Source organism: Sulfitobacter sp. W027 (genome assembly GCF_025143985.1).
Lineage (GTDB): Bacteria > Pseudomonadota > Alphaproteobacteria > Rhodobacterales > Rhodobacteraceae > Sulfitobacter.
Map to the genome: position 1 here is coordinate 85,328 of NZ_CP083564.1, position 21,330 is coordinate 106,657.

A 21,330-nucleotide genomic window follows, 5' to 3' on the forward strand; every position below is an offset into this window, starting at 1 on the left:
TTTCAAAGATATCTGATTGGCACTTAGCTCGCGGGGGTCGAAGACACCCCGACCTGCGCGGGACGCAGCAAACGGTCGTGCAGCATGAAACCTTCGGCGGCGACCTGAATGATCTCGCCCGCAACGGTGCCCGGCACCGGGGCTTCGAACATCGCTTCGTGGTGCTTGGGATCAAATTTGTCACCCACCTCAGGTGCGATCACTTCGATGCCGTGCTTTTTGAAGACGCTGAGCAGTTCGCGCATCGTCAACTGGATACCCTCAAGCAAGGGGCCAAAAGCCTCGCGCTGTTCGTCGGTTGTGGTATCCAAGGCGCGTTTCATGTTGTCGTAAACCGGCAGCATGTCCCGGGCGAGCTTGGAGCCGCCATAGTTCTCAGCCTCACGGCGGTCTTTATCCGAGCGTTTGCGCGCGTTCTCGGCATCGGCTAATGCGCGCATGAAACGGTCGCGGTACTGGTCACGCTCGGCGCGCAACTCCTCCACCGCGAGGGCTTCTTCGTCAATCTCGGCCATGTCTTCGGCGTATTCTTCAGCTTCGGCGCTGTCGATCTCGTCCAAAAAGTCGTTTTCTTTCGGCTCTGCCATGTTCCACCTCTAGTTCCGGTCGGAAATCAGCTTTCCCACCAGTTGTGCCGTGTAATTCACAATCGGCACGATACGTCCATAATTTAAGCGTGTCGGGCCAATGACACCCACGGCGCCGATCACCTTACGATCAGCGTTCATATAAGGGGAAACGACCAGAGAGGAACCCGAAAGTGAGAAAAGTTTGTTTTCGGAGCCGATAAAAATGCGCACACCGTCCCCATCCTCGGCCAGTTCAAGGAATTCGGCGATGTCCCGCTTGCGCTCAAGGTCATCAAAGAGGCTGCGGATACGTTCAAGGTCTTCGGCTTCGCCTTCCTTGTTCAGCAAATTTGACCGCCCGCGCACGATCAGACGCTCTGCATGCTCCCCCTCGCCCTGCCAAAGCACAGCGCCGCTTTCGACCAACTGCTGCGCCAGCACGTCGATCTCCTGACGCCGTTTGGCGATCTCTTGCTTGATGCTTTGATGCAGTTCACTGATCGTTTTTCCCTCAACAAAAGCGTTCAGGAAATTCGCAGCTTCGCGCATCGAACTTGGGGTTTGGCCCGGTGGCGGGGTAAACAACCGGTTTTCCACGTGACCGTCAGAGAAAACCAGCACGACCAATGCCCTATCGGGCGACAGAGAGACAAACTCAATATGTTTGATCGGCGCCTCATGCTTGGGCGTCAGCACAAGCGAAGCCCCATGGGTCACACCAGACAAGGCCGAGCCAATCCGGTCCAGCAGCCCGCCCACATCGGAGGAGTTGTTCCCCAACGTGGCGTCAATCTTCTCGCGGTCCAACTCTGTCGGATCGCCGATCTCGATCATGCCATCGACAAACATCCGCAAACCCAGCTGCGTCGGTATCCGCCCGGCAGAGACATGCGGGCTATCCAACAGTCCCAGATATTCGAGATCCTGCATCACATTCCGGATCGTCGCGGCAGAGACCTTTTCGCTAAAGTCGCGGGTCAGCGTGCGCGATCCCACCGGGTCGCCGCTTTCCAGATAGCCTTCGACCACCCGGCGAAACACTTCGCGGGATCGGTCATTCATGTCTTTCAGCAATTCTGGCGTGTTTTTCATCGGTGCTCGCTCTCTTACCCAATAAAGGTACAAGCTGGGCAAACGTCAATCGGGGTTGCATCAAAGCCTCGTGGGGCGGTATCCCCGGGCAACATCAAAAAGGATATGTCATGCGTCCCTCTGGCCGGAAACTCGATGAAATGCGCGCCGTCTCGATCGAGACAGGTTTCACCAAACATGCGGAAGGGTCGGCCCTGATCAAAATGGGCGATACCCATGTGCTCTGCACCGCAACCATCGAGGACCGTGTGCCGCCCTTTATCAAAGGCTCCGGTCTGGGTTGGGTCACTGCAGAGTACGGCATGCTGCCCCGTGCCACCAACACGCGGATGCGTCGTGAGGCGGCCTCCGGCAAGCAAGGGGGCCGCACGGTCGAAATCCAGCGCCTGATTGGCCGCGCTTTGCGCGCCGGTGTGGACCGCTCTGCCTTGGGCGAGCGTCAGATCACCGTCGATTGTGACGTATTGCAAGCCGACGGCGGCACCCGCTGCGCGTCGATCACCGGTGGTTGGATTGCCCTGCGCCTAGCCGTGAATAAATTGATGAAAGCAGGCGATGTGATCTCTGATCCACTGGTAGACCCGGTCGCCGCGGTTAGCTGCGGTATCTACGCAGGCCAGCCGGTTCTTGATCTTGACTACCCCGAGGATTCTGAAGCAGGCGTCGACGGCAACTTTATCATGACAGGCTCCGGCAAGCTGATCGAAGTACAAATGAGCGCCGAAGGCTCTACCTACACCCGCGACCAGATGAACCAACTGATGGATCTCGCCGAAAAAGGCGTTGGCGAACTGGCTACGATCCAAAAATCGGTCACCGCATGACGCGCCAGTTTACCGAAAAACGCATTCTGATTGCCACGCATAACGCAGGCAAGCTGGAGGAAATGCGCCAGCTTTTCGCGCCTTATGGGGTGGAGGTCATCGGCGCGGCAGAGATGTCCCTGCCCGAACCGGAAGAAACGGAAACGACCTTTGTCGGCAACGCACGGATCAAAGCCCACTCTGCCGCGAAGGCTACGGGCTTGCCTGCCTTGGCCGACGATTCCGGGATTGAGGTCGAGGCGCTCGACAACGCCCCCGGCGTATATACCGCCGATTGGGCCGAGACTGAGAATGGCCGTGATTTCATCATGGCCATGACCAAAACGCGGAACCTGCTCGAAGAAAAGAACGCCCCCCACCCGCGCCGCGCCCGCTTTTGCGCAACGCTTGTGCTGGCATGGCCCGATGGCCATGACGAAGTTTTTGCGGGTAAGGTCAACGGCACTTTGGTTTGGCCCATGCGTGGCGAACAAGGTCATGGCTATGACCCGATGTTCCAACCTGACGGACATGAAATCACATTCGCCGAGATGGACTCAGAACAGAAAAACGGCATCAGCCACCGTGCCGATGCTTTTGCAAAGTTGATTGCGGGTTGTTTTGGCTGAAGATTGGCAACAGGGCGGCTTTGGCCTCTATATCCACTGGCCATTTTGCGAGGCAAAGTGCCCCTATTGCGATTTTAACAGCCATGTCAGTCGCCAGATTGACCAAGCAGCTTGGCGTGATGCCTATCTTTCCGAACTTCAACGGGCTGCGGATGAAACACCGGGCCGCGTCCTCAACGCGGTCTTTTTTGGCGGCGGTACGCCCAGTTTGATGGACCCCGATGTCGTGGCCGACATCATCGCCGCCATCCGTCGCCACTGGCCCACCGCGAATGATCTGGAAATCACGCTAGAGGCCAACCCCGGTTCGGTCGAAGCGGGTCGTTTCGCCGCCTATCGTCAGGCTGGCGTTTCACGTGTCTCTATGGGAATTCAGGCGCTGAACGATCCGGATCTCAAACGCTTAGGTCGCCTCCACTCCGCCCAAGAGGCGATGACGGCCTTTGATATCGCCCGCAATACCTTCGAGAGGGTTAGTTTCGACCTTATCTATGGGCGGCAAAACCAGACCGCTGCGCAATGGGAAGCCGAGCTAAAACAGGCTCTGTCCCTCGCGATAGACCATATATCACTCTATCAACTTACCATTGAGCAAGGCACAGCCTTCGGGGACCGTTATGCCTTGGGTAAACTTCGCGGCTTACCAGACGAAGACCTCGGCGCGGATATGTTCACGCTAACACAAGACATTTGCAATGACATGGGCATGCCCGCCTATGAGGTGTCAAACCACGCCCGCGATGGTGCCCAATCTCGCCACAACCTGATCTATTGGCGCTATGGCGATTACATTGGCATTGGCCCCGGTGCACATGGTCGGTTGACGCTAGAGGGGCAAAAACTGGCCACCGTCGCCTATAGCAATCCACAGCGTTGGCTTGACGGTGTTGCCAAAGGCGAAGCAGAGAAGCCCCGCATGGCCATTAGCCGAAGCGAACAGGCGACGGAGTTTCTTCTTATGGGCCTGCGCCTCAAAGAAGGCGTTGATCTGGCCCGCTACGCCGCCATTGCCGGGCATGAGATTGACGAAGGTGCTGTCAATCATCTGCAGGATATCGGCATGGCGACACGCGAAGGCAGCAGATTAATCGTTTCAGATCAGGGCGTTATCGTATTAAACGCTGTGATCGAAACGCTTCTACCTTAGGACCCACCAAGCAAGCGGCAGATCTCATCCAACTGATCGAGGGAGGTGTAATGTAGCGTCACCTTACCTGCTTCTTGCCCGGGTTTATGGTCCAAAACTACCTTCAATCCAAGGTTCGCCGATAGATCGCCCTCAAGTGCCTGAGTATCAGCATCCTTCTCTGAGCGCTGCGAGAGACGCTCTTTATTTACCATATTACCGCGCTCTCCAGCCTGATCTCTCTTGACCAAAGCCTCAGTCGCTCGCACGGAAAGTCCACCCTTGATGATTTGCTGTGCCAGTTTCATCGGGTCTCTCGCAGGGATCAACGCCCGCGCATGGCCTGCGCTCAACTCATTCTGACGCACCATCTCCTGAACTGGCTCAGGTAGGTTCAAAAGGCGCAAGAGGTTTGCAATATGGCTCCGACTTTTGCCAAGCGCTTCAGCCATCTTCTCTTGCGTGTGGCCGAACTTATCCATCAGCTGCCGATACCCGGCGGCTTCCTCGACTGAGTTGAGATCGGCGCGCTGGATGTTCTCAATGATCGCGACTTCGAGCACTTCAACATCGGTAAACTCACGCACGATAACCGGGAGGCTGTGCACCTTGGCGATCTGCGACGCGCGCCAGCGCCGCTCACCCGCCACAATTTCAAAGTTCCCGTCATTCATCGCCCGGACGATCAGGGGCTGAATAACCCCCTTCTCGCGGATCGAAGCCGCAAGATCGTCAAGGTTTTCCTGTTCAAAACGCTTCCGCGGCTGGTCTGGATTCGGCTTAATCCGCTCGATCGGAACGAATTGCTCCGCCGCCGCGGCCCCTTTGGCGGCCACACTCTCTGTCTCTGCTACATCAGCCATCAGCGCCGAAAGCCCCCGGCCAAGACCCCGTTTGCGCTCTTGTTTCTCTGCCATACTGCCACCTTATTAACCATTGTTTCTCGTAAGCTCAGCCGCCAAATCCCGGTAAGCCACTGCCCCTTTCGACGTTGGATCGTAACTTAAGACAGGCATAGCGAAGCTCGGCGCCTCACTCACCCGGACATTCCTCGGAATAACCGTCTGGAAAACCAATTCCCCGAGATTTGCACGTGCATCATTCTCTACCTGTTGCGACAGATTGTTACGCTTGTCATACATCGTCAGCAAAACGCCTTCTATCCTCAGGTCTTTATTCCCACTCTGCCGGACCTCTCGGATTGTCAGCATCAGCTGAGACAGCCCTTCTAGAGCGAAAAATTCGCTCTGAAGCGGCACAAGAATAGAATGCGCCGCGATCATCGCGTTCACCGTAAGTAGGTTGAGTGAAGGCGGGCAGTCGATGAGGATATAGTCGAGCTCAAACTGATCCATTTGGGTTTGCCGCAGCGCATCATGCAAGAGAAAGCTTCTCTTCTCGTTTGAGAAGAGTTCAATATCTGCGGAGCTTAGATCAACGGTCGCGGGGACAATTAACAAACCTTTGGTTTCGGTTTGTTGAATGACATCTTGGGGCTCAATATCGTCTAACAAAAGGTCATAGGTTGTGAACTCCCGGTCCTCAACTTCGATCCCAAGACCCGTTGACGCGTTTCCTTGGGGGTCTAGATCGACGACAAGGATCCGTTTACCCGCTTCAGCTAGAGCTGCAGCAAGGTTGATCGTTGTTGTGGTCTTGCCCACGCCGCCCTTTTGGTTTGCAATAGCGATAATCTTCGGTCCAGCCGGACGAGAAAGGTCAGACACGTGTAATATCCTTAATCTTCAGAATAGCTGCGGCGGGGTTAGTCTTACTTATAACCGCCTCGCATTGGTAAGACCATTGCTCCCGAGCGGCTTGGTCTTCCTGGCGCCAATTCTGGCCCTTCGGAAAGAGCGCTGTACCATAGGGTTTCAAATGCATACTACTAAAGTCGAGAAGCTGGTTAAGATCACTTAAGGCCCGCGCCGAGAGAACGTCGGCCTGCTGGCTATCTAGTTTCTCTATTCGTTCATTTAATACGTCGGTGCTCAAAGCCAACTCGCGCACCGCGGTGCGTAAGAATGCGCATTTGCGTTGATCGCTTTCCACTAATGTTACCCGAAATTTCTGCTTTTCCTGATTAAGTATTCCAATTACGATACCTGGAAACCCGCCGCCACTGCCGAGATCAACCCAGTGGCCTCCTCCGGTGGCAAGTTGGAATACCTGTACGGAATCGAGGATGTGACGTTCCCAAATTTGGTCCACGCTAGCTTTGGAAACCAAATTAATCTTGGGATTCCATTTACCAACCAGTTCTGCGAAGCACTTCAGCTTTTCAAATGTTTCACGTGAAACATTCTCTGCGTCGAATGAGTTCATGCGGATCTTTTCCCAGACCCACGCTTCAATCTGGCGAGGATCAAAGTTAATGCGGCCGGAGTCATTCCATCAATTCTAGCCGCCTGCGCCATTGTTTCAGGTCTGGCTGCGAATATTTTAGTCTTCAACTCATTTGAAAGGCCCGAAAGTGAGGTAAAATCGAAGTCTAAAGGTATCCGAAGGTCCTCGTCTTTCTTTAGCAGATCGATTTCTTTCTGCTGTCGCGCGATGTATGTTGCGTAGAGAGCATCACGCTCAACCTGCCGCCGTACCTCGGCAGGCGTACTGGCCAAGCGCTCGTCAAGTAGAAGCAGGTCTTCAAACTTGACATCCGGAAACGCTAGAACTTGGATGCCGTTCCGCTTAGATCCATCCTGATTAACAGCGATGCCCACGGAGGAAAGCTCCTTCGGGGTATATTCCTTGGATGTGAGAAGTTCTTTGACGGAATCCAACGACGCCTGCTTCTGCACAAAGGTATCTTCGCGACTGCGAGATGCGCAGCCTAGTTTAATAGCCAATGGTGTCAGACGCTGGTCAGCGTTGTCCGCGCGGAGCGACAGTCGGAATTCGGCCCGAGAGGTGAACATGCGATAGGGTTCGGTAACCCCCCTCGTCGTAAGGTCGTCGATCATTACCCCGATATAGCTATCAGAGCGCCCGAAGGTGACATTCGCTTTACCCTGCGCGGAAAGGGCAGCGTTTAGCCCGGCTACGAGACCCTGTGCCGCGGCCTCCTCGTATCCAGTTGTACCGTTAATCTGACCGGCGAAGTACAGGCCTGGAATGGTTCGAACCGACAACGTCGAAGACAGCGCCCGCGGGTCAACGTAGTCATACTCGATCGCGTAGCCAGGTTGAAGAATAACGGCATTCTCTAAACCGACCATGCTCCGCACATAGGCCTCCTGCACCTCCGCAGGAAGTGAGGTCGAAATTCCGTTAGGATAGATCGTATAATCATCGGCCCCCTCAGGCTCCAGAAAAACCTGATGCGAGTCCTTATCGGCAAAGCGCACAACTTTATCTTCGATTGACGGACAATATCGAGGTCCTACACCATCAATATGACCGCCGTACATGGCAGAGCGCTCAAGGTTATCACGGATGATTTGATGGGTTTCTGCGTTTGTATGGGTGATCCCGCAGGCGACTTGAGGCGCTGAAATCGATTTCGACAGGAAGGAGAACAGAACAGGTTCATCATCCCCCGGCTGCTCTTCCAAGAGCTCCCAGTTGATGGTCCGACCATCCAACCGTGGGGGTGTACCCGTCTTAAGCCGGCCCATCGGAAGATTGAAAGAATCAATTCGCTCTGCTAATTTCACCGATGCTCTGTCGCCCATGCGACCGCCTTCGTGCGATTTGTCACCGATGTGTATCACGCCACGTAAGAAGGTGCCGGTTGTCAAAACGACCGAAGCGGCGGACACGGTATCTCCATCGGCGAGCAGAACCCCTGCAACCGCCTCGTCCACCATAACGAAGTCAACCACTTCACCCTCAATGATCTCAAGGTTCTCTTGAGCCTCGATCTCCTCCAGCATTTCCCTGCGGTAGATTTTTCGGTCGGCCTGCGCGCGGGGACCCTGTACCGCAGGGCCCTTCCGTCGGTTCAAAAGGCGGAACTGGATACCGGCCTTATCAGCGACGCGACCCATCACGCCATCCATTGCGTCGATCTCGCGAACGAGGTGCCCTTTTCCGAGCCCCCCGATGGCCGGATTACAGGACATCACACCGATACCATCGCGGCTCATGGTCACGAGAGCCGTGCGCGCGCCGATCCGAGCAGACGCGTGAGCCGCCTCGGCCCCAGCGTGGCCACCGCCAATCACGATCACATCAAAATGTTTCACGTGAAACACTCCATCATTTACCAACGCAAAAGCTGGAGAAGATTTCATCCAGCAGGTTTTCAACATCTATGCGGCCTACGAGGGATTCCAACGCCCGAATTGCAAAACGAAGTTCTTCCGCTGCCAGATCGTAGCTATCCGGACCGCGACTCAGAATAACATCAACTTCAGCCAAACACGAGACGGCTTGCTCCAAAGCGACACGATGCCGCTCATGGGTCGCAAGGCCAATATTTGTACTGCGATCTGAAAGAGTTGCCTGTATCCGGGCAATGAGTTCAGAAACGCCCTGCCCGGTTTTTCCGGAAATCCCATTCTCTGTGACTGAAATGAGATCCGCCTTCGGAAGCAGAACGATGTCCTCCGACTCCGGTGTGAGCATCAGTAATTCATCCGGTGCGGCGAGAAAAACCCTAAGGTCAGCCGCTTTGGCGCGTTCAATGGCGCGTTCTATACCGATGGTTTCGATCTGGTCCCCGCTGTCCCTGAGACCCGCCGTGTCCAAAAGTGTGACGGGAATACCGCCGAGGTCCATCCTTACTTCAATAACATCTCGGGTCGTACCTGCAAATTCGGAGGTGATCGCAGCGTCCCTGCCTGCCAAGGCATTTAACAGTGTAGACTTCCCAGCGTTTGGCGCACCAATGATCGCAACCTCGAACCCGGATCGCACGCGTTCGGCGACATGGGTGCCGCGGGCCTCTGCCATTAATTCAGCACTGACCTTTGTAAGAAGCGCGTCGACCTCTGGGGTGACATCAACCGGAACCTCTTCGTCCGCGAAGTCGATGGTCGCTTCCAGCAAGGCAGCGGCACGGATCAGATCTTTACGCCACTCTTCCACGCGGGCACCGAGGTGCCCGGAAAGCACGCGGAGCGCCTGTTTGCGCTGAGCCTCAGTTTCCGCCTCAATGAGATCCGCCAGCCCTTCGACCTGCGCAAGGTCGAGCTTTTCGTTTTCCAACGCACGACGGGTAAATTCCCCGGCTTCGGCCATTCGGGTGTCTGTAAATGTCGAAAGCAGTGAAAGTATCGCGCGGACGACGGCGATAGACCCGTGCAATTGAAGTTCGATAACATCTTCGCCGGTGAAGGAATTCGGCCCTGGAAAGCTCAACACCAGAGCCTGATCTATGACCTCTCCGTCAATGCCCCGCAGCTTACGTAGCACACTGTCGCGCCCCTCAGGGCGTTTACCAGAGATCTCCTGCGCGATTGCGAAGGCGCGTGGCCCGGAGATGCGGATCACCGCAACCCCGGCACGGCCCGGCGCTGACGCTTGGGCGAATATCGTATCCATAATTCACTAACCTATTGTTATTAATAAATAACTCAGGTGTTCATGGAGTCGAAGAAGTCAGAATTCGACTTGGTTTGCTTGAGTTTGCCGAGCAGGAACTCAATGGCATCGGTGGTACCCATCGGATTGAGGATGCGGCGCAGGACAAAGGTTTTCTGTAGGTCCACCTTGTCGACCAGCAGGTCCTCTTTCCGGGTGCCAGATTTGAGGATGTCGATCGCCGGGAAGACGCGCTTGTCGGCGATCTTGCGGTCCAGCACGATCTCGGAGTTGCCGGTGCCTTTAAACTCTTCGAAAATCACTTCGTCCATACGGCTGCCGGTGTCGATCAGCGCGGTGGCGATGATGGTGAGCGAGCCGCCCTCTTCGATGTTCCGCGCCGCACCGAAGAATCGCTTGGGGCGCTGTAGAGCGTTGGCGTCGACACCACCGGTCAAAACCTTGCCCGAGGACGGGACCACGGTGTTGAAGGCGCGGCCCAGACGGGTGATCGAATCGAGCAGGATCACCACGTCGCGCTTGTGTTCGACGAGACGCTTCGCCTTCTCGATCACCATCTCAGAAACAGCCACGTGACGCGTCGCCGGCTCGTCGAAGGTGGAGGAGACGACCTCACCCTTCACCGAACGCTGCATGTCCGTCACCTCTTCGGGGCGTTCATCGATCAGCAGAACAATGAGATAGCATTCTGGGTGGTTCTTTTCGATGCTGTTGGCGATGTTTTGCAGCAGCACGGTTTTACCGGTGCGCGGCGGGGCGACGATCAGCGAACGTTGACCCTTACCGATTGGCGACACGAGGTCGATGATCCGCGCTGAACGGTCCTTGATCGTGGGGTCGTCGACCTCCATCGTCAGGCGCTCGTCAGGGTAGAGCGGCGTCAGGTTTTCAAAAGCAACCTTATGGCGGGCCTTCTCAGGTGCCTCGAAGTTGATCTTGGTCACTTCGGTCAGCGCGAAATAGCGTTCTGTATCGTCAGGCGCCTTGATCAACCCTTCGATGGTATCCCCGGTGCGCAGCGACCACTTTCGGATCATGTCGGGCGAGACGTAGATGTCATCGGGGCCCGGCAGGTAGTTCGCTTCAGGCGAGCGCAGGAAGCCGAATCCGTCTTGCAGGACCTCCAGCACCCCGTCACCTGAGATCTCCCAACCCTCATCCGCGCGTTCGCGGAGAATTTGGAACATCATCTCGCCTTTGCGCATGGTCGAGGCATTTTCGATTTCCAGCTCTTCGGCCATGGCGAGCAGGTTCTTCGGCGTCTGCGCCTTGAGATCAGCGAGGTTCAGCGTTTCGGTTGTCATGGGGCATCCTGTTCAGCCGCAGCAGAATGCGGGCTGGTCGATCATTTGAATGTGGCAAGCAGAAACCGCCCCGGACGGGACAGTGGCGCAGATATAGGCAACGGGATCGCTTGAGTCAATCGGCCTAGAATTTCACCACGACGGAGAAGACGATCACAATCATCAAAAGCGTCGGCACCTCGTTCAAAAGTCGGAACTGACGGCCTGTGACCGTGCTCTGCCCCTTTTCGACGGATCTAACCTGTTTCGTTAGCCAAATATGAAAAACCGTCATGGCAATGACGCTGGCACCCTTGGTCCAAGGCCAGATCATCGTCCAGTCCACGATTCCGGGCGTTAGAACGAGGGCGAGACCGAAGACCCAGGTCGCCATCATCGCGGGCCGCATGATGAACTGAGCGAGCTTGTACTCCATCATCGAGAAAGTCGCATGCATCTGCCCAGTCGCGCCCGCCTGTTCGACATGATGCACAAAGAGGCGGGGCAGATAGAACAGCGCGGCCATCCAACTGATGACGGACACGATATGGAGCGCTTTGATCCATGGATAAGCCAGACTGAGAAAATCAAACATGGGGAAAGCTCCGGTGTGTGTGCTTCTTTCTTAATAAATAAGAAAAGAGAAAAGATGTAGTTGATTGTAGGGAAACGGATTCCTGTGGATTAATGATTTATACCGCCGCTTATCAACAGGTGAACAAACGTAACGGACCCCTGTGGAAAAAATCTCTTCGATTCTCGAAAATCGAAAGTCATCAATGACTTGCCAGCGTATTTTCCGGGGGACAAAATGTATCGAACCGGGGATAACCAGTGAACTGGAGTGGTTATACGCACAAGCGGCTTATCCCTATCCCTCGGGGTGGGAATCGGCGACAAAAACCACGACTCGGGGCGAGATCTGCGGACTTGTGCTGTCAACGTTTATCTCGCAGAACAAATCCTCAAGATTTGCGCCAGATCATCACAGGGTTATCCACATGCCGCAAAAATTCATCCTCGCCTCCGGCTCGGAGATACGTGCGAAACTCATGGCACAGGCGCAGATCCCGCATGAGGTGATCCCGGCGCGGATCGACGAAGAGATGATCACCGCCGCCCTTAAAGGCGAAGCGGCCAAACCGCGCGATATTGCCGATACATTAGCTGAAATGAAGGCGCGAAAGGTGAGTGAGAAGCACCCCGGCGCACTGGTTCTGGGATGTGATCAGGTTTTGGAGCATCGCGGAGAGATGTTGCACAAACCGGCCAACCGGGAGGAGGCCATCGCACAATTGCAGCGGCTGCGCGGGGATCGTCATTCGCTGCTCTCTGCTGCCGTTCTTTATGAAGACGCGAAACCGCTCTGGCGGCATGTCGGCCAAGTTCGGCTGCGGATGCGCGAGGCGAGCGACACCTATATCGCCGATTACGTTGATCGGAACTGGGACAGCATCCGCCACGCCGTGGGCTGTTATAAGCTGGAAGAAGAAGGCGTGCGGCTGTTCAGCCAAATCGAGGGGGATTACTTTCACGTCCTCGGTATGCCATTTCTTGAACTGCTGAATTACCTGACGCTGCGCGGAGACCTCACGACATGAGCCTGTCCAAAATCCCCCTTGCCGGTGTGATCGGATCGCCCATCGCGCATTCCAAATCCCCGCAACTGCACCGCCATTGGCTAGAGACCTACGGCATTGCGGGGCACTATGTCCCGCTCGATGTGGCACCGGGCGACCTTGCGGAGGTGCTCAGAACGCTGCCCAAGATGGGTTTTGTGGGGGTCAATCTCACGATCCCCCATAAAGAAGCGGTGATGAAGATCGCGGATCTCATAACCGACCGCGCCACATTGATCGGGGCGGCGAATACATTGATCTTCCGCGCAGACGGGAAAATCCACGCCGACAATACGGATGGTTACGGGTTCATCGAAAACCTGAAAGCCGGAGCGCCCGATTGGGATCCCAAATCTGGACCAGCCGCGATCTTGGGTGCCGGCGGTGCAGCGCGGGCTGTGGTGTCGTCCCTTTTGGATGCGGGCGTGCCTGAGATCTGCCTGTCCAACCGCACCCGCGTGCGGGCAGAGCAGTTGCAGCGCGATTTCGGCAGCAGGGTGAAGGTCATCGATTGGGTGCAGGCGGGCAATATGATTGACCATGCCGCCTTGGTGGTGAACACCACATCTCTTGGCATGATCGGCAAGGGTGCCTTGCGTGTACCGCTGGATGGTCTGCGCCCGGGCACAGTTGTGACCGACCTTGTTTATGCGCCGCTGCGCACGCATCTGCTTGAGACTGCTAAGGAAATGGGCTGCGTCACGGTCGACGGGCTTGGCATGTTGCTGCATCAGGCGGTCCCCGCGTTTGAGCGTTGGTTCGGCCAGCGGCCAGAGGTCAACCGCGCCACGCGGACGGCGGTGCTGCGCTGATGTTTCTGCTCGGGCTGACCGGGTCGATTGGCATGGGAAAGTCGACCACGGCAAAGATGTTTGCTGAAGAGGGCTGCGCCGTCTGGGATGCCGATGCAGCGGTACACCGGCTCTATGCCGCCGATGGCGCGGCGGTCGCGCCGATGCAGGCGGCGTTTCCGACGGCGATGGAAGATGGCGCGGTCTCTCGCGCTGCGCTAAAAGAGATCATCGCCGCCGATCCCACCGCCCTGCCCCGGATTGAGGCCATCGTCCATCCGCTTGTCGCGCAAGATCGCGCCGCGTTCCTTGCCAGTGCAACCAATGACATCGCCGTGCTCGACATTCCGCTGCTGTTTGAGACTGGCGACGACGGCGCGATGGACGCGGTGGTCTGCGTAGCGATCCCCGACGCCGTCCAACGCGACCGCGTGCTCGCCCGTGGCACCATGACCGAAGCGCAATTCGACGCCATCCGCGCCAAGCAGATGCCCGCCAAAGAGAAGTGCGCCCGGTCCGACTATGTGATAGTGACCGACACGCCTGACCATGCCCGCGCGCAGGTGCGGGATGTAGTCCAAGACATTAGGGAAAAGCTGCGCCATGCGTGAAATCGTGCTCGATACCGAAACCACCGGCTTTGACCCCGAAAGCGGCGACCGTATCGTTGAGATCGGGGCGGTCGAGCTGATGAACCATATGGCCACGGGCGAGACCTATCATCAATATATCAACCCCGAACGCTCCATGCCCGAGGAGGCCTTTCAGGTGCACGGGTTGGGGGACGATTTTCTGCGCGATAAGCCCAAGTTCGCACAGATTGGGCGGCAGTTTCTCGACTTTATCGGCACGTCCAAGCTGATTATCCACAACGCCGCCTTCGACATAAAATTCCTGAATGCTGAGCTTCGCTGGATGGGCTTGCCGCAGATTCCATGGGAGCAAGCACTTGATACGCTCGAAATCGCGCGCAAACGCTTCCCCGGATCGCCTGCCTCGCTCGACGCGCTCTGCCGTCGCTTTGGGATCGACAATACCTCGCGGACACTGCACGGCGCGTTGCTCGACAGTGAGATTCTGGCCGAAGTCTATCTCGAATTGATCGGGGGGCGGCAGCCCGACTTTGCGCTGTCATCGGCGCCCGAACGGAAATCCGGTGAGCCTGACACGCGCTGGACCCCGAAACCGCGGCCCAATCCCCTGCCCTCGCGTCTGACAGAGGCCGAAGCCGCCGCCCATGCCGAATTTATCGGCAAGCTGGGCGACGACGCGCTGTGGAAACAGCTTGGCTGACGCTTAGGCGTCGGCTTTCGGCGGGTTTTCGGCCTGACGACGGGCAACTTCGTTGCGGTACAGAGACAGGAAGTCGATGTTTTCGAGGTTCAACGGCGGGAAGCCACCGTCGCGGGTCACGTCGCTGACGATGCGGCGCAGGAACGGGAAGATCATGCGCGGGCATTCGATCAGCAGATAAGGGTGCATCTGTTCTTCCGGCACGTTTTCGACTTGGAAGATGCCGACATAGTCGATCTCCAGCACGAAAAGCGTCGCGTCGCCGTCTTTCGCCTTGGAAGTGATGTTCAGCTTAATCGCGGTCTCATACTGGCTGTCTCCCGCGCGTTTCTTTGCGTCGAGATTAACCTGAACCTGCACATCGGGCTGCACATCCGCCGGTGCACCCTTTTGCGCCATGATGTTCTCAAACGACATGTCGCGGATAAACTGGCCCAGCACGCGCATCTGCGGCTGTTTCGGTTGCGCTGTCTCGTTTTCTGCCATTTTCTGTGTCCTGTTGTAGTTAATTTTCTAAATCCATCCGGACTTAGCAGGTCGGCAAGGGCCGCTCAATCCTTAGTCCAGCCTGAGGGGCCCTTGGTCTGACGCGGCTGTTCGGGGATCTCATGAAAATCGCCATCAATCACGTCGCCACTCGGGTTACGCCTGCCCTGTGGGCCGGGGCCCGGACCCATGCCGCCGCCGGGCGTGCCAAAACTTTGAACGTTCACACGGTCCCGTATTGCGCGATAGGCCGCCTGCCGAAAGCGCGGGATCAGGAAAGCAAAGCCAACCGCGTCGGTGAAAAACCCTGGTGTCAGCAGCAGCGCGCCGGAAAATAGGATCATCGCGCCATGCACCAAAGGTTCCGTCGGGTCGCGCAGGTCATTGAAGGAACTGCGCAATTGGCCAAGCGCCAGCGCCCCTTGAGAGCGCACCAGCCATGTGCCCAAAATCGCAGTGAACACCACTACGGCCAGTGTCCAGCCAAGGCCGATAGCGCCACCGACTTGGATGAAAAGCGTGATCTCTATCAGAGGCACGGCGATAAATGCGATCAATAGCCACATGTGGCGGGGTCCTTTCGCTGGGGGCAGAGTGGACTTGCCCCGGTCGAACACCTACATAAGAGCTTAACTCGCATGTTTCCATGCCACCCCTGAATGAGGTTTCGATGAATTCTCCCCTGATACAGCTTCTGGTGCTTGCCGGTATCGCCGTATTCCTGATCCTGCGCCTGAAAAACGTGCTCGGCACGCGCGAAGGTTTTGAGAAGCCCCCCGTAAGCGATCAAACGCCAAGCGCCCGCAGTGGCCCCGCGTTTGAGGTGATCGAAGGTGGACCGGATCTCGATATTACCGACCATGTCCCCGAAGACAGCCCCTCCGGCAAAGCGCTTGCCGAAATGAAACGTGTTGAGCCTTCTTTTGGCGTCAGCGATTTCTTGCAAGGGGCGCGTGGCGCCTATGAGATGATCGTCATGGGCTATGAGCGTGGCGATCTTGCGGAAATTCAGCCTTTCTTGGCCGATGATGTCTATGAAAGCTTTGTTGACGGTGTCGCCGCCCGCGAAGATCAAGGCCTGACGATTGAGGCCAATTTCATTGGTGTGCGTGAACTGGAACTGATCGATGCCAAGATGGACGAAGCCACGAGAGAGGCGGAACTTACCATCCGCTTTGTAGGCGAATTGACCTCGGCGGTGCGCAACCGTGAAGGGGAGATCGTCGAAGGCAGCCTCAATGAAATCAAACGCCAAAAAGATACATGGGTCTTCGCCCGTGTCATGGGCTCGGATGATCCGAATTGGCTGCTGGTTTCTACAGACGGGTAGCGCGTGCCCTCGGCGCACTTGCGCTGTTGGGCGGTGTGTCGGTGAACACGCCGGCCTTAGCAGAAGTGCATTATACGGTGATGGATTTCGACCAGCTTGACGGCTGGGCCGAAGATGACCACGCCGCCGCTTTTGAGGTTTTCACCAGCACCTGCGGCGACATGAAAGACATCGACTGGCGCGCCCTGTGCAAACTAGCCAAAGACGGCCCCGACCCGCGCCAGTTTTTCGAGCTGTTCTTTCGCCCGGTGCTGATGGAAGACGGCCAAGACGGGCTGTTCACCGGATATTTCGAGCCTGAGTTGGACGGTGACCTCTACCCCTCGGCCAGGTTCCAATACCCGATCTATGCCATGCCCCCTGAGGCGGAGGAGATCCGGCCCTGGCTCACGCGGCGCGAGATTTTGGACGGCGACGTGATGCGCGACCGGGGGCTTGAGATTGCTTGGGTCGATGATCCGGTCGAACTGTTCTTCCTGCAAATTCAAGGCTCTGGCCGCATTCGCCTTCCCGATGGCAGCTACCTGCGCGTGGGTTACCGTGGGGCCAATGGCCATGATTACCGCTCTATCGGGGTCGAATTGGTGCGGCGCGGAGTGTACGAGGCGCATCAAGTGAGCGCCGATGTCATCAAGAATTGGGTGCGTCAAAACCCTGAAGATGGCCGCGAACTGCTTTACCACAATCCCTCTTACGTCTTTTTCCGGGAAGTCAGTCGCGTGCCTGCCGACAAAGGGCCGCTCGGGGCGATGAACCGTTCTATCACCACACTGCGCAGCATTGCGGTGGACCCGTCCCATGTGCCGCTCGGTGCGCCAGTTTGGATCGAGAAAGACGGCAAGAAACCCATGCGGCGCTTGATGGTGGCTCAGGATACCGGCTCGGCCATCAAGGGGGCGCAGCGGGCTGATGTTTTCTTTGGCACCGGAGACAAGGCAGGCCGTGCAGCGGGCCGCCTGCGAGATCCGGGGCGGATGATGGTTCTGATGCCGATCCAGCGCGCCTATGCTTTTCTACCGGAGAGCGCGATATGAAACGTCGGCGCTTAAACGAAGACGACCTCGCGCTTTGGCGACGGGTGACGGAACGGACCGATAAGCTTGAGCCGAGCAAGCTTTTTACGCCCGAGATCGACGCGCCTGCCCCTGCCCCACCCCAGATCAGACGGGCGAAGATCGCGCTGCAAGACAACAAGCCCCACCCGAATATGAAGAAGCGCAGCAATGATCTGCGCCCGACATTGTCAGAGCAGATGAAGACCGCTCCGGTACAGATGGATCACAAGGCATTTGGCAAGCTTAAACGGGGCAAGCTGCGCCCCGAAGGCCGGATTGATCTTCACGGCATGACGCTCGACCGCGCGCATCCGGCGCTGAATGGCTTCATCATGGACGCCCATGCGCGGGGTAAGCGGCTGGTCCTGGTCATCACCGGCAAGGGCAAGCGCCGTGACGAAGGCGGGCCGATCCCGGTGCGCGACGGCGTGCTGCGCCATCAGGTGCCGCAATGGCTGTCGATGCCACCGCTCAGCAGCCTTGTGCTTCAGATTGCGCAAGCTCATGTCAGCCACGGCGGCGGCGGTGCCTATTACGTCTATCTCCGGCGCAACCGTTAGGCGCGCAGCAGGGGTTTGTAGCGTCTGATCGCCCATGCGGCCAAACCAGCCGCCACCAGATAGTAAACTGCGATCGGCAACATCTGCTCCGGGAAATCGACGCCCAAGTCGATGAACAGACCCGTCACCCCCGGCCCGATGGCCGAGCCAAAGACCATCAGCGCCGCGGCGACTGCTTTAATCGACCCCACATGGCGGGTGCCGAAATACTCGGCCCAAAAGGCCGCCGGGGCGGTGGATTGCATGCCCTGCCCCATGCCGAAAATCACCAAACCGATCCCCGCCATCCACAGCGTATCGGCATAGGCCAGCACCACGAATGACAGGGCAAAGGGCAGCATCATCACAGGCACCACGCGGCTGACGCCGAAGCGGTCAATCGCCCAGCCCGACAGGAAGGTCGAGGCCACCGCCGAGAGGGTGTAGACCGGCATCAAGGCCACGAATTCGACCAAGGCCCAGCCCTTCACTTGGGTCAGATGCACCTGCTGGAAAAACAGCGCGGTGCCCCATGCAGCGGGGCCGATAGCCAGCGGGATGATCATCCAGAACAAGCCCGAGCGGAACATCTCTGCTCGCGTCCAATGCCGTCCTTTCATGCCCGCACGTTGCGCCTGATCCGCCATGCTTTGCGGGGTGCGCTCTTGCCGCAGCAGCATCAGGATCACCGGGATCGTCAGCAGCACCAGCACAGCGGCCAGCACCCAAAGGCTGCGCCAATGAAAGCTGGCGAACAGGGCCACGAACATCACCGGCAAGAACGCCTGACCAGCGGCGAACCCCATCGACGACAGCGAGAGCGCCTTGCCGCGCGATGCTTCAAACCAGCGGACCATGGCGACCTGACCAAGCTGAGACATCATGCCCTGCCCGGTTAGCCGCAATGCGTAGATAACAAAGATTAGCGCGATCCAATTCGGCACCGCGGCCATCGCCAGGCAGGCTCCGGCGAGCGCCACCATCACGCCAAAAGCCAGCACACGCACACGAAAGCGATCCGTCAGCACCCCGGCCCAGACCATGGTGATCGCCGAGAGCGCCGTGCCGACGGTATAGATGCCGCCCCATTGCCCATCGCTCAGGCCAAAGTCGCCTTTTATCGCCCCAGCGAAGAGCGAGATAAAGTAGGTTTGCCCATAGGACGAGGTGAAGGTCAGCAGGAAACCGGCCAGCAGAAACAACCAATTGCGCTGCAAAAAGCGAAGATACTCCATGCCCCTTTCATCGCCGGGGCATGGAGGAAAGAAAAGCCCTAAAGAACGTAGCGGCTTAGATCGGTCGAACGGGTCAATTCGCCCAAGTTCTTCTCGACAAAGTCAGCATCGACGGTGATCTCTCGGCCCGACCAATCGGGCGCGTCGAAAGAGACCTCCTCGAACACCCGCTCCATCACGGTATAGAGCCGCCGCGCGCCGATATTCTCGACCGAAGTGTTCACATCCGCCGCGATCTTGGCCAGCGCCGCGATGCCTTCTTCGGTAAAGGACACGGTCAGGTCTTCTGTCCCCATCAGCGCAGTATACTGACGGGTCAGCGCATTGTCGGTTTCGGTCAGGATGCGGACGAAATCCTCTTCCGTCAGCGCCCGCAGTTCCACGCGGATCGGCAGACGACCCTGAAGTTCGGGCAGCAGATCCGACGGTTTGGCAATGTGGAAGGCGCCGGAGGCAATAAAGAGGATATGGTCGGTTTTCACCGGGCCATATTTCGTGGAAACGATGGTTCCTTCGATCAACGGAAGCAGGTCACGTTGCACACCTTCACGTGAAACATCTCCGCCCCGCGCATCCGATCGGGCGCAGACCTTGTCGATCTCATCAAGGAAAACGATGCCGTTCTGTTCCACCGCTTCAATCGCGGCGCGGTTTACAGCCTCATCGTCGAGGAGTTTGTCGGCCTCTTCGCCCACCAGCACCTCATAGCTGTCGGCAACGGCCAAACGTTTCTTTGTGGTACGTCCGCCCATGGCTTTGCCAAAAAGATCACCGAGATTCATCATCCCCGCGCCACCGCCCGGCTGGCCGGGAATGTCCATCATCGGGAAGGGGCTGGAGGTGTCAGCGACCTCAAGCTCAATCATTGTGTCGTCAAGCTCACCGCTGCGCAGTTTCTTGCGAAACATCTCACGCGTACCGTCACGTGCGTCGGTGCCGGCAATGGCGTCGATCACACGCTCTTCGGCGGCTTTTTCGGCCTTGGTTTTCACATCTTCGCGCATGAAATCGCGGGTCATGGCAATAGAGCTATCCAGCAGATCGCGGATGATTTGCTCAACATCCCGCCCGACATAGCCGACTTCGGTGAACTTTGTCGCTTCTATCTTGATAAAGGGCGCGCGGGCGAGTTTCGCCAAGCGGCGGCTGATCTCGGTTTTACCGACACCCGTGGGGCCGATCATCAGGATGTTTTTGGGGTAGACTTCGTCACGCAGATCATCGGCAAGTTGCTTGCGCCGCCAACGGTTGCGCAGGGCCACGGCCACGGCGCGTTTGGCGTCGTTCTGGCCGATGATGTAGCGGTCCAGTTCGGATACGATCTCGCGGGGGGTCAGGTCAGTCATGCGGTGATTTTCTCCACGGTCAGGTTGCCGTTGGTATAGACGCAGATGTCGGCGGCAATCGCCATGGCATCACGGGCGATGGTTTCGGCGTCGCGGTCGCTTTCCATCATGCCACGGGCCGCAGCGAGGGCGTAGTTCCCGCCCGACCCAATCGCGGCGACTTCGTGCTCCGGCTCCAGCACATCGCCCGCACCGGTGATGACCAGCAGATCTTTGCCATCGGTCACAATCAACATCGCTTCAAGCTTTTGCAGGTATTTGTCGGTGCGCCAATCCTTGGCCAGCTCGACGCTCGCACGGGCCAGTTGACCCGGTGTCGCTTCCAGCTTGGCCTCCAGCCGCTCCAGCAGTGTAAACGCATCAGCAGTAGAGCCCGCAAACCCCGCCACTACGTCATAGCCGCCGGGGCTGAGCCTGCGCACTTTGCGCGCGGTGCCTTTGATCACGGTCTGGCCAAGGCTGACCTGTCCGTCACCGGCAATCACCACTTCGCCGCCTTTTTTGACGCCAATGATCGTGGTCCCGTGCCATCCGGGAAAATCGTCTTTCTGTGCCATGGGGCCTCCTGTCGCTTGGCGTCTATATGGCCCCCGTGGCAAGGCAGGACAAGGGCAGCGCCGCTTGTGAGCGGATGGGCTGCGGGCTAACCT

General features: G+C 57.5%; 24 protein-coding genes. 10 read left to right on the forward strand and 14 right to left on the reverse strand.

All coding sequences use genetic code 11. The features are described 5' to 3' along the window. Nucleotides 1–23: 23 nt before the first annotated feature. Entirely contained in the window at nt 24–587 is a 564-nt protein-coding gene (locus K3759_RS00380) for a nucleotide exchange factor GrpE (RefSeq protein ID WP_259983561.1), read from the reverse strand. Nucleotides 588–596: 9 nt separating this feature from the next. Continuing rightward, nucleotides 597–1,661 carry a heat-inducible transcriptional repressor HrcA gene (gene hrcA / locus K3759_RS00385; protein ID WP_243261832.1) on the reverse strand — a complete coding sequence of 355 codons (1,065 nt, stop codon included), beginning with the start codon at nt 1,659–1,661 and terminating at the stop codon, nt 597–599. Nucleotides 1,662–1,771: 110 nt separating this feature from the next. Between hrcA and rph the strand changes: the two genes are divergently transcribed. The 3 genes from rph to hemW are packed head-to-tail and all read left to right on the forward strand — an operon-like array spanning nt 1,772 to nt 4,240. Then, nucleotides 1,772–2,485, forward strand: a complete 714-nt coding sequence (rph, locus tag K3759_RS00390; protein ID WP_259983563.1) for a ribonuclease PH — start codon at nt 1,772–1,774, stop codon at nt 2,483–2,485. Beyond that, nucleotides 2,482–3,093 carry an RdgB/HAM1 family non-canonical purine NTP pyrophosphatase gene (rdgB, locus tag K3759_RS00395; protein ID WP_259983565.1) on the forward strand — a complete coding sequence of 204 codons (612 nt, stop codon included), beginning with the start codon at nt 2,482–2,484 and terminating at the stop codon, nt 3,091–3,093. Before rph ends, rdgB begins: the two co-directional genes overlap by 4 nt. Then, entirely contained in the window at nt 3,086–4,240 is a 1,155-nt protein-coding gene (hemW, locus tag K3759_RS00400) for a radical SAM family heme chaperone HemW (RefSeq protein ID WP_259983566.1), read from the forward strand. Before rdgB ends, hemW begins: the two co-directional genes overlap by 8 nt. Here hemW and K3759_RS00405 read toward each other — a convergent pair. The 7 genes from K3759_RS00405 to K3759_RS00435 all read right to left on the reverse strand — a co-directional run bounded on the left by K3759_RS00405 (nt 4,237) and on the right by K3759_RS00435 (nt 11,581). Then, entirely contained in the window at nt 4,237–5,136 is a 900-nt protein-coding gene (locus K3759_RS00405; protein WP_259983568.1) for a ParB/RepB/Spo0J family partition protein, read from the reverse strand. The two genes, hemW and K3759_RS00405, sit on opposite strands and share 4 nt — an antisense overlap. Nucleotides 5,137–5,148: 12 nt before the next feature. After that, on the reverse strand, nt 5,149–5,946 hold the full coding sequence (locus tag K3759_RS00410) for a ParA family protein (protein WP_259983570.1): 798 nt from the start codon (nt 5,944–5,946) through the stop codon (nt 5,149–5,151). Then, nucleotides 5,939–6,544 (reverse strand): 16S rRNA (guanine(527)-N(7))-methyltransferase RsmG, encoded by a 606-nt coding sequence (gene rsmG, locus K3759_RS00415; RefSeq protein WP_259983572.1) that lies wholly within the window; start codon nt 6,542–6,544, stop codon nt 5,939–5,941. The genes K3759_RS00410 and rsmG overlap by 8 nt, the downstream gene beginning before the upstream one ends. Beyond that, nucleotides 6,541–8,403, reverse strand: coding sequence for a tRNA uridine-5-carboxymethylaminomethyl(34) synthesis enzyme MnmG (mnmG, locus tag K3759_RS00420; protein ID WP_259983574.1), 1,863 nt, complete (start codon nt 8,401–8,403; stop codon nt 6,541–6,543). Before mnmG ends, rsmG begins: the two co-directional genes overlap by 4 nt. 13 nt (nt 8,404–8,416) lie before the next feature. Then, entirely contained in the window at nt 8,417–9,703 is a 1,287-nt protein-coding gene (mnmE, locus tag K3759_RS00425; protein ID WP_259983576.1) for a tRNA uridine-5-carboxymethylaminomethyl(34) synthesis GTPase MnmE, read from the reverse strand. 32 nt (nt 9,704–9,735) lie between these two features. After that, nucleotides 9,736–11,007, reverse strand: coding sequence for a transcription termination factor Rho (rho, locus tag K3759_RS00430; RefSeq protein ID WP_093927598.1), 1,272 nt, complete (start codon nt 11,005–11,007; stop codon nt 9,736–9,738). Between the two features lie 124 nt (nt 11,008–11,131). Further along, the gene (locus K3759_RS00435; RefSeq protein WP_259983578.1) at nt 11,132–11,581 is read right to left on the reverse strand and encodes a CopD family protein; all 450 of its coding nucleotides are present in this window, start codon (nt 11,579–11,581) and stop codon (nt 11,132–11,134) included. Nucleotides 11,582–11,987: 406 nt separating this feature from the next. Here K3759_RS00435 and K3759_RS00440 point away from each other — a divergent pair, with 406 nt between their 5' ends. From K3759_RS00440 to dnaQ, 4 genes are read left to right on the forward strand one after another with little or no spacing between them, the layout of a single operon-like run. Then, nucleotides 11,988–12,587 carry a nucleoside triphosphate pyrophosphatase gene (locus K3759_RS00440; RefSeq protein ID WP_259983580.1) on the forward strand — a complete coding sequence of 200 codons (600 nt, stop codon included), beginning with the start codon at nt 11,988–11,990 and terminating at the stop codon, nt 12,585–12,587. Then, complete coding sequence (locus K3759_RS00445; protein WP_259983582.1) at nt 12,584–13,417, forward strand: shikimate dehydrogenase; 834 nt, start codon at nt 12,584–12,586, stop codon at nt 13,415–13,417. Before K3759_RS00440 ends, K3759_RS00445 begins: the two co-directional genes overlap by 4 nt. Then, nucleotides 13,414–14,007, forward strand: coding sequence for a dephospho-CoA kinase (gene coaE / locus K3759_RS00450; protein WP_259985681.1), 594 nt, complete (start codon nt 13,414–13,416; stop codon nt 14,005–14,007). The genes K3759_RS00445 and coaE overlap by 4 nt, the downstream gene beginning before the upstream one ends. After that, on the forward strand, nt 14,000–14,689 hold the full coding sequence (gene dnaQ / locus K3759_RS00455; protein WP_259983583.1) for a DNA polymerase III subunit epsilon: 690 nt from the start codon (nt 14,000–14,002) through the stop codon (nt 14,687–14,689). The genes coaE and dnaQ overlap by 8 nt, the downstream gene beginning before the upstream one ends. 3 nt (nt 14,690–14,692) lie before the next feature. Here dnaQ and secB read toward each other — a convergent pair whose 3' ends face one another. After that, nucleotides 14,693–15,175, reverse strand: coding sequence for a protein-export chaperone SecB (gene secB, locus K3759_RS00460; RefSeq protein WP_259983584.1), 483 nt, complete (start codon nt 15,173–15,175; stop codon nt 14,693–14,695). Between the two features lie 65 nt (nt 15,176–15,240). After that, complete coding sequence (locus tag K3759_RS00465) at nt 15,241–15,741, reverse strand: FxsA family protein (protein ID WP_259983586.1); 501 nt, start codon at nt 15,739–15,741, stop codon at nt 15,241–15,243. Nucleotides 15,742–15,845: 104 nt separating this feature from the next. Here K3759_RS00465 and K3759_RS00470 point away from each other — a divergent pair, with 104 nt between their 5' ends. The 3 genes from K3759_RS00470 (at nt 15,846) to K3759_RS00480 (ending at nt 18,120) form a co-directional block, all read left to right on the forward strand. Next, complete coding sequence (locus tag K3759_RS00470) at nt 15,846–16,505, forward strand: Tim44/TimA family putative adaptor protein (RefSeq protein ID WP_259983588.1); 660 nt, start codon at nt 15,846–15,848, stop codon at nt 16,503–16,505. An 80-nt stretch (nt 16,506–16,585) separates the two neighbouring features. Further along, nucleotides 16,586–17,539, forward strand: coding sequence for a murein transglycosylase A (locus K3759_RS00475; RefSeq protein WP_259985682.1), 954 nt, complete (start codon nt 16,586–16,588; stop codon nt 17,537–17,539). Beyond that, nucleotides 17,536–18,120 carry a Smr/MutS family protein gene (locus K3759_RS00480; RefSeq protein WP_259983589.1) on the forward strand — a complete coding sequence of 195 codons (585 nt, stop codon included), beginning with the start codon at nt 17,536–17,538 and terminating at the stop codon, nt 18,118–18,120. The genes K3759_RS00475 and K3759_RS00480 overlap by 4 nt, the downstream gene beginning before the upstream one ends. On the opposite strand, the gene K3759_RS00485 is transcribed toward K3759_RS00480, so the two are convergent. Genes K3759_RS00485 through hslV form a run of 3 tightly spaced genes read right to left on the reverse strand, consistent with a single transcriptional unit; the run spans nt 18,117 to nt 21,237 of the window. Further along, nucleotides 18,117–19,334, reverse strand: coding sequence for a nitrate/nitrite transporter (locus tag K3759_RS00485; protein ID WP_259983591.1), 1,218 nt, complete (start codon nt 19,332–19,334; stop codon nt 18,117–18,119). The two genes, K3759_RS00480 and K3759_RS00485, sit on opposite strands and share 4 nt — an antisense overlap. Before the next feature lie 38 nt (nt 19,335–19,372). Continuing rightward, complete coding sequence (gene hslU / locus K3759_RS00490) at nt 19,373–20,680, reverse strand: ATP-dependent protease ATPase subunit HslU (protein ID WP_259983592.1); 1,308 nt, start codon at nt 20,678–20,680, stop codon at nt 19,373–19,375. Continuing rightward, nucleotides 20,677–21,237, reverse strand: a complete 561-nt coding sequence (hslV, locus tag K3759_RS00495) for an ATP-dependent protease subunit HslV (RefSeq protein ID WP_259983594.1) — start codon at nt 21,235–21,237, stop codon at nt 20,677–20,679. The genes hslU and hslV overlap by 4 nt, the downstream gene beginning before the upstream one ends. Between the last annotated feature and the right edge of the window lie 93 nt (nt 21,238–21,330).

Coding starts and splice junctions, on each gene's coding strand:
- K3759_RS00380 (WP_259983561.1), bottom strand. CDS start 587: ATGGCAGAGCCGAAAGAAAACGACTTTTTGGACGAGATCGACAGCGCC.
- hrcA (WP_243261832.1), bottom strand. CDS start 1,661: ATGAAAAACACGCCAGAATTGCTGAAAGACATGAATGACCGATCCCGC.
- rph (WP_259983563.1), top strand. CDS start 1,772: ATGCGTCCCTCTGGCCGGAAACTCGATGAAATGCGCGCCGTCTCGATC.
- rdgB (WP_259983565.1), top strand. CDS start 2,482: ATGACGCGCCAGTTTACCGAAAAACGCATTCTGATTGCCACGCATAAC.
- K3759_RS00405 (WP_259983568.1), bottom strand. CDS start 5,136: ATGGCAGAGAAACAAGAGCGCAAACGGGGTCTTGGCCGGGGGCTTTCG.
- rsmG (WP_259983572.1), bottom strand. CDS start 6,544: ATGAACTCATTCGACGCAGAGAATGTTTCACGTGAAACATTTGAAAAG.
- mnmE (WP_259983576.1), bottom strand. CDS start 9,703: ATGGATACGATATTCGCCCAAGCGTCAGCGCCGGGCCGTGCCGGGGTT.
- rho (WP_093927598.1), bottom strand. CDS start 11,007: ATGACAACCGAAACGCTGAACCTCGCTGATCTCAAGGCGCAGACGCCG.
- K3759_RS00435 (WP_259983578.1), bottom strand. CDS start 11,581: ATGTTTGATTTTCTCAGTCTGGCTTATCCATGGATCAAAGCGCTCCAT.
- K3759_RS00440 (WP_259983580.1), top strand. CDS start 11,988: ATGCCGCAAAAATTCATCCTCGCCTCCGGCTCGGAGATACGTGCGAAA.
- K3759_RS00445 (WP_259983582.1), top strand. CDS start 12,584: ATGAGCCTGTCCAAAATCCCCCTTGCCGGTGTGATCGGATCGCCCATC.
- dnaQ (WP_259983583.1), top strand. CDS start 14,000: ATGCGTGAAATCGTGCTCGATACCGAAACCACCGGCTTTGACCCCGAA.
- secB (WP_259983584.1), bottom strand. CDS start 15,175: ATGGCAGAAAACGAGACAGCGCAACCGAAACAGCCGCAGATGCGCGTG.
- K3759_RS00465 (WP_259983586.1), bottom strand. CDS start 15,741: ATGTGGCTATTGATCGCATTTATCGCCGTGCCTCTGATAGAGATCACG.
- K3759_RS00470 (WP_259983588.1), top strand. CDS start 15,846: ATGAATTCTCCCCTGATACAGCTTCTGGTGCTTGCCGGTATCGCCGTA.
- K3759_RS00475 (WP_259985682.1), top strand. CDS start 16,586: ATGGATTTCGACCAGCTTGACGGCTGGGCCGAAGATGACCACGCCGCC.
- K3759_RS00480 (WP_259983589.1), top strand. CDS start 17,536: ATGAAACGTCGGCGCTTAAACGAAGACGACCTCGCGCTTTGGCGACGG.
- K3759_RS00485 (WP_259983591.1), bottom strand. CDS start 19,334: ATGGAGTATCTTCGCTTTTTGCAGCGCAATTGGTTGTTTCTGCTGGCC.
- hslU (WP_259983592.1), bottom strand. CDS start 20,680: ATGACTGACCTGACCCCCCGCGAGATCGTATCCGAACTGGACCGCTAC.
- hslV (WP_259983594.1), bottom strand. CDS start 21,237: ATGGCACAGAAAGACGATTTTCCCGGATGGCACGGGACCACGATCATT.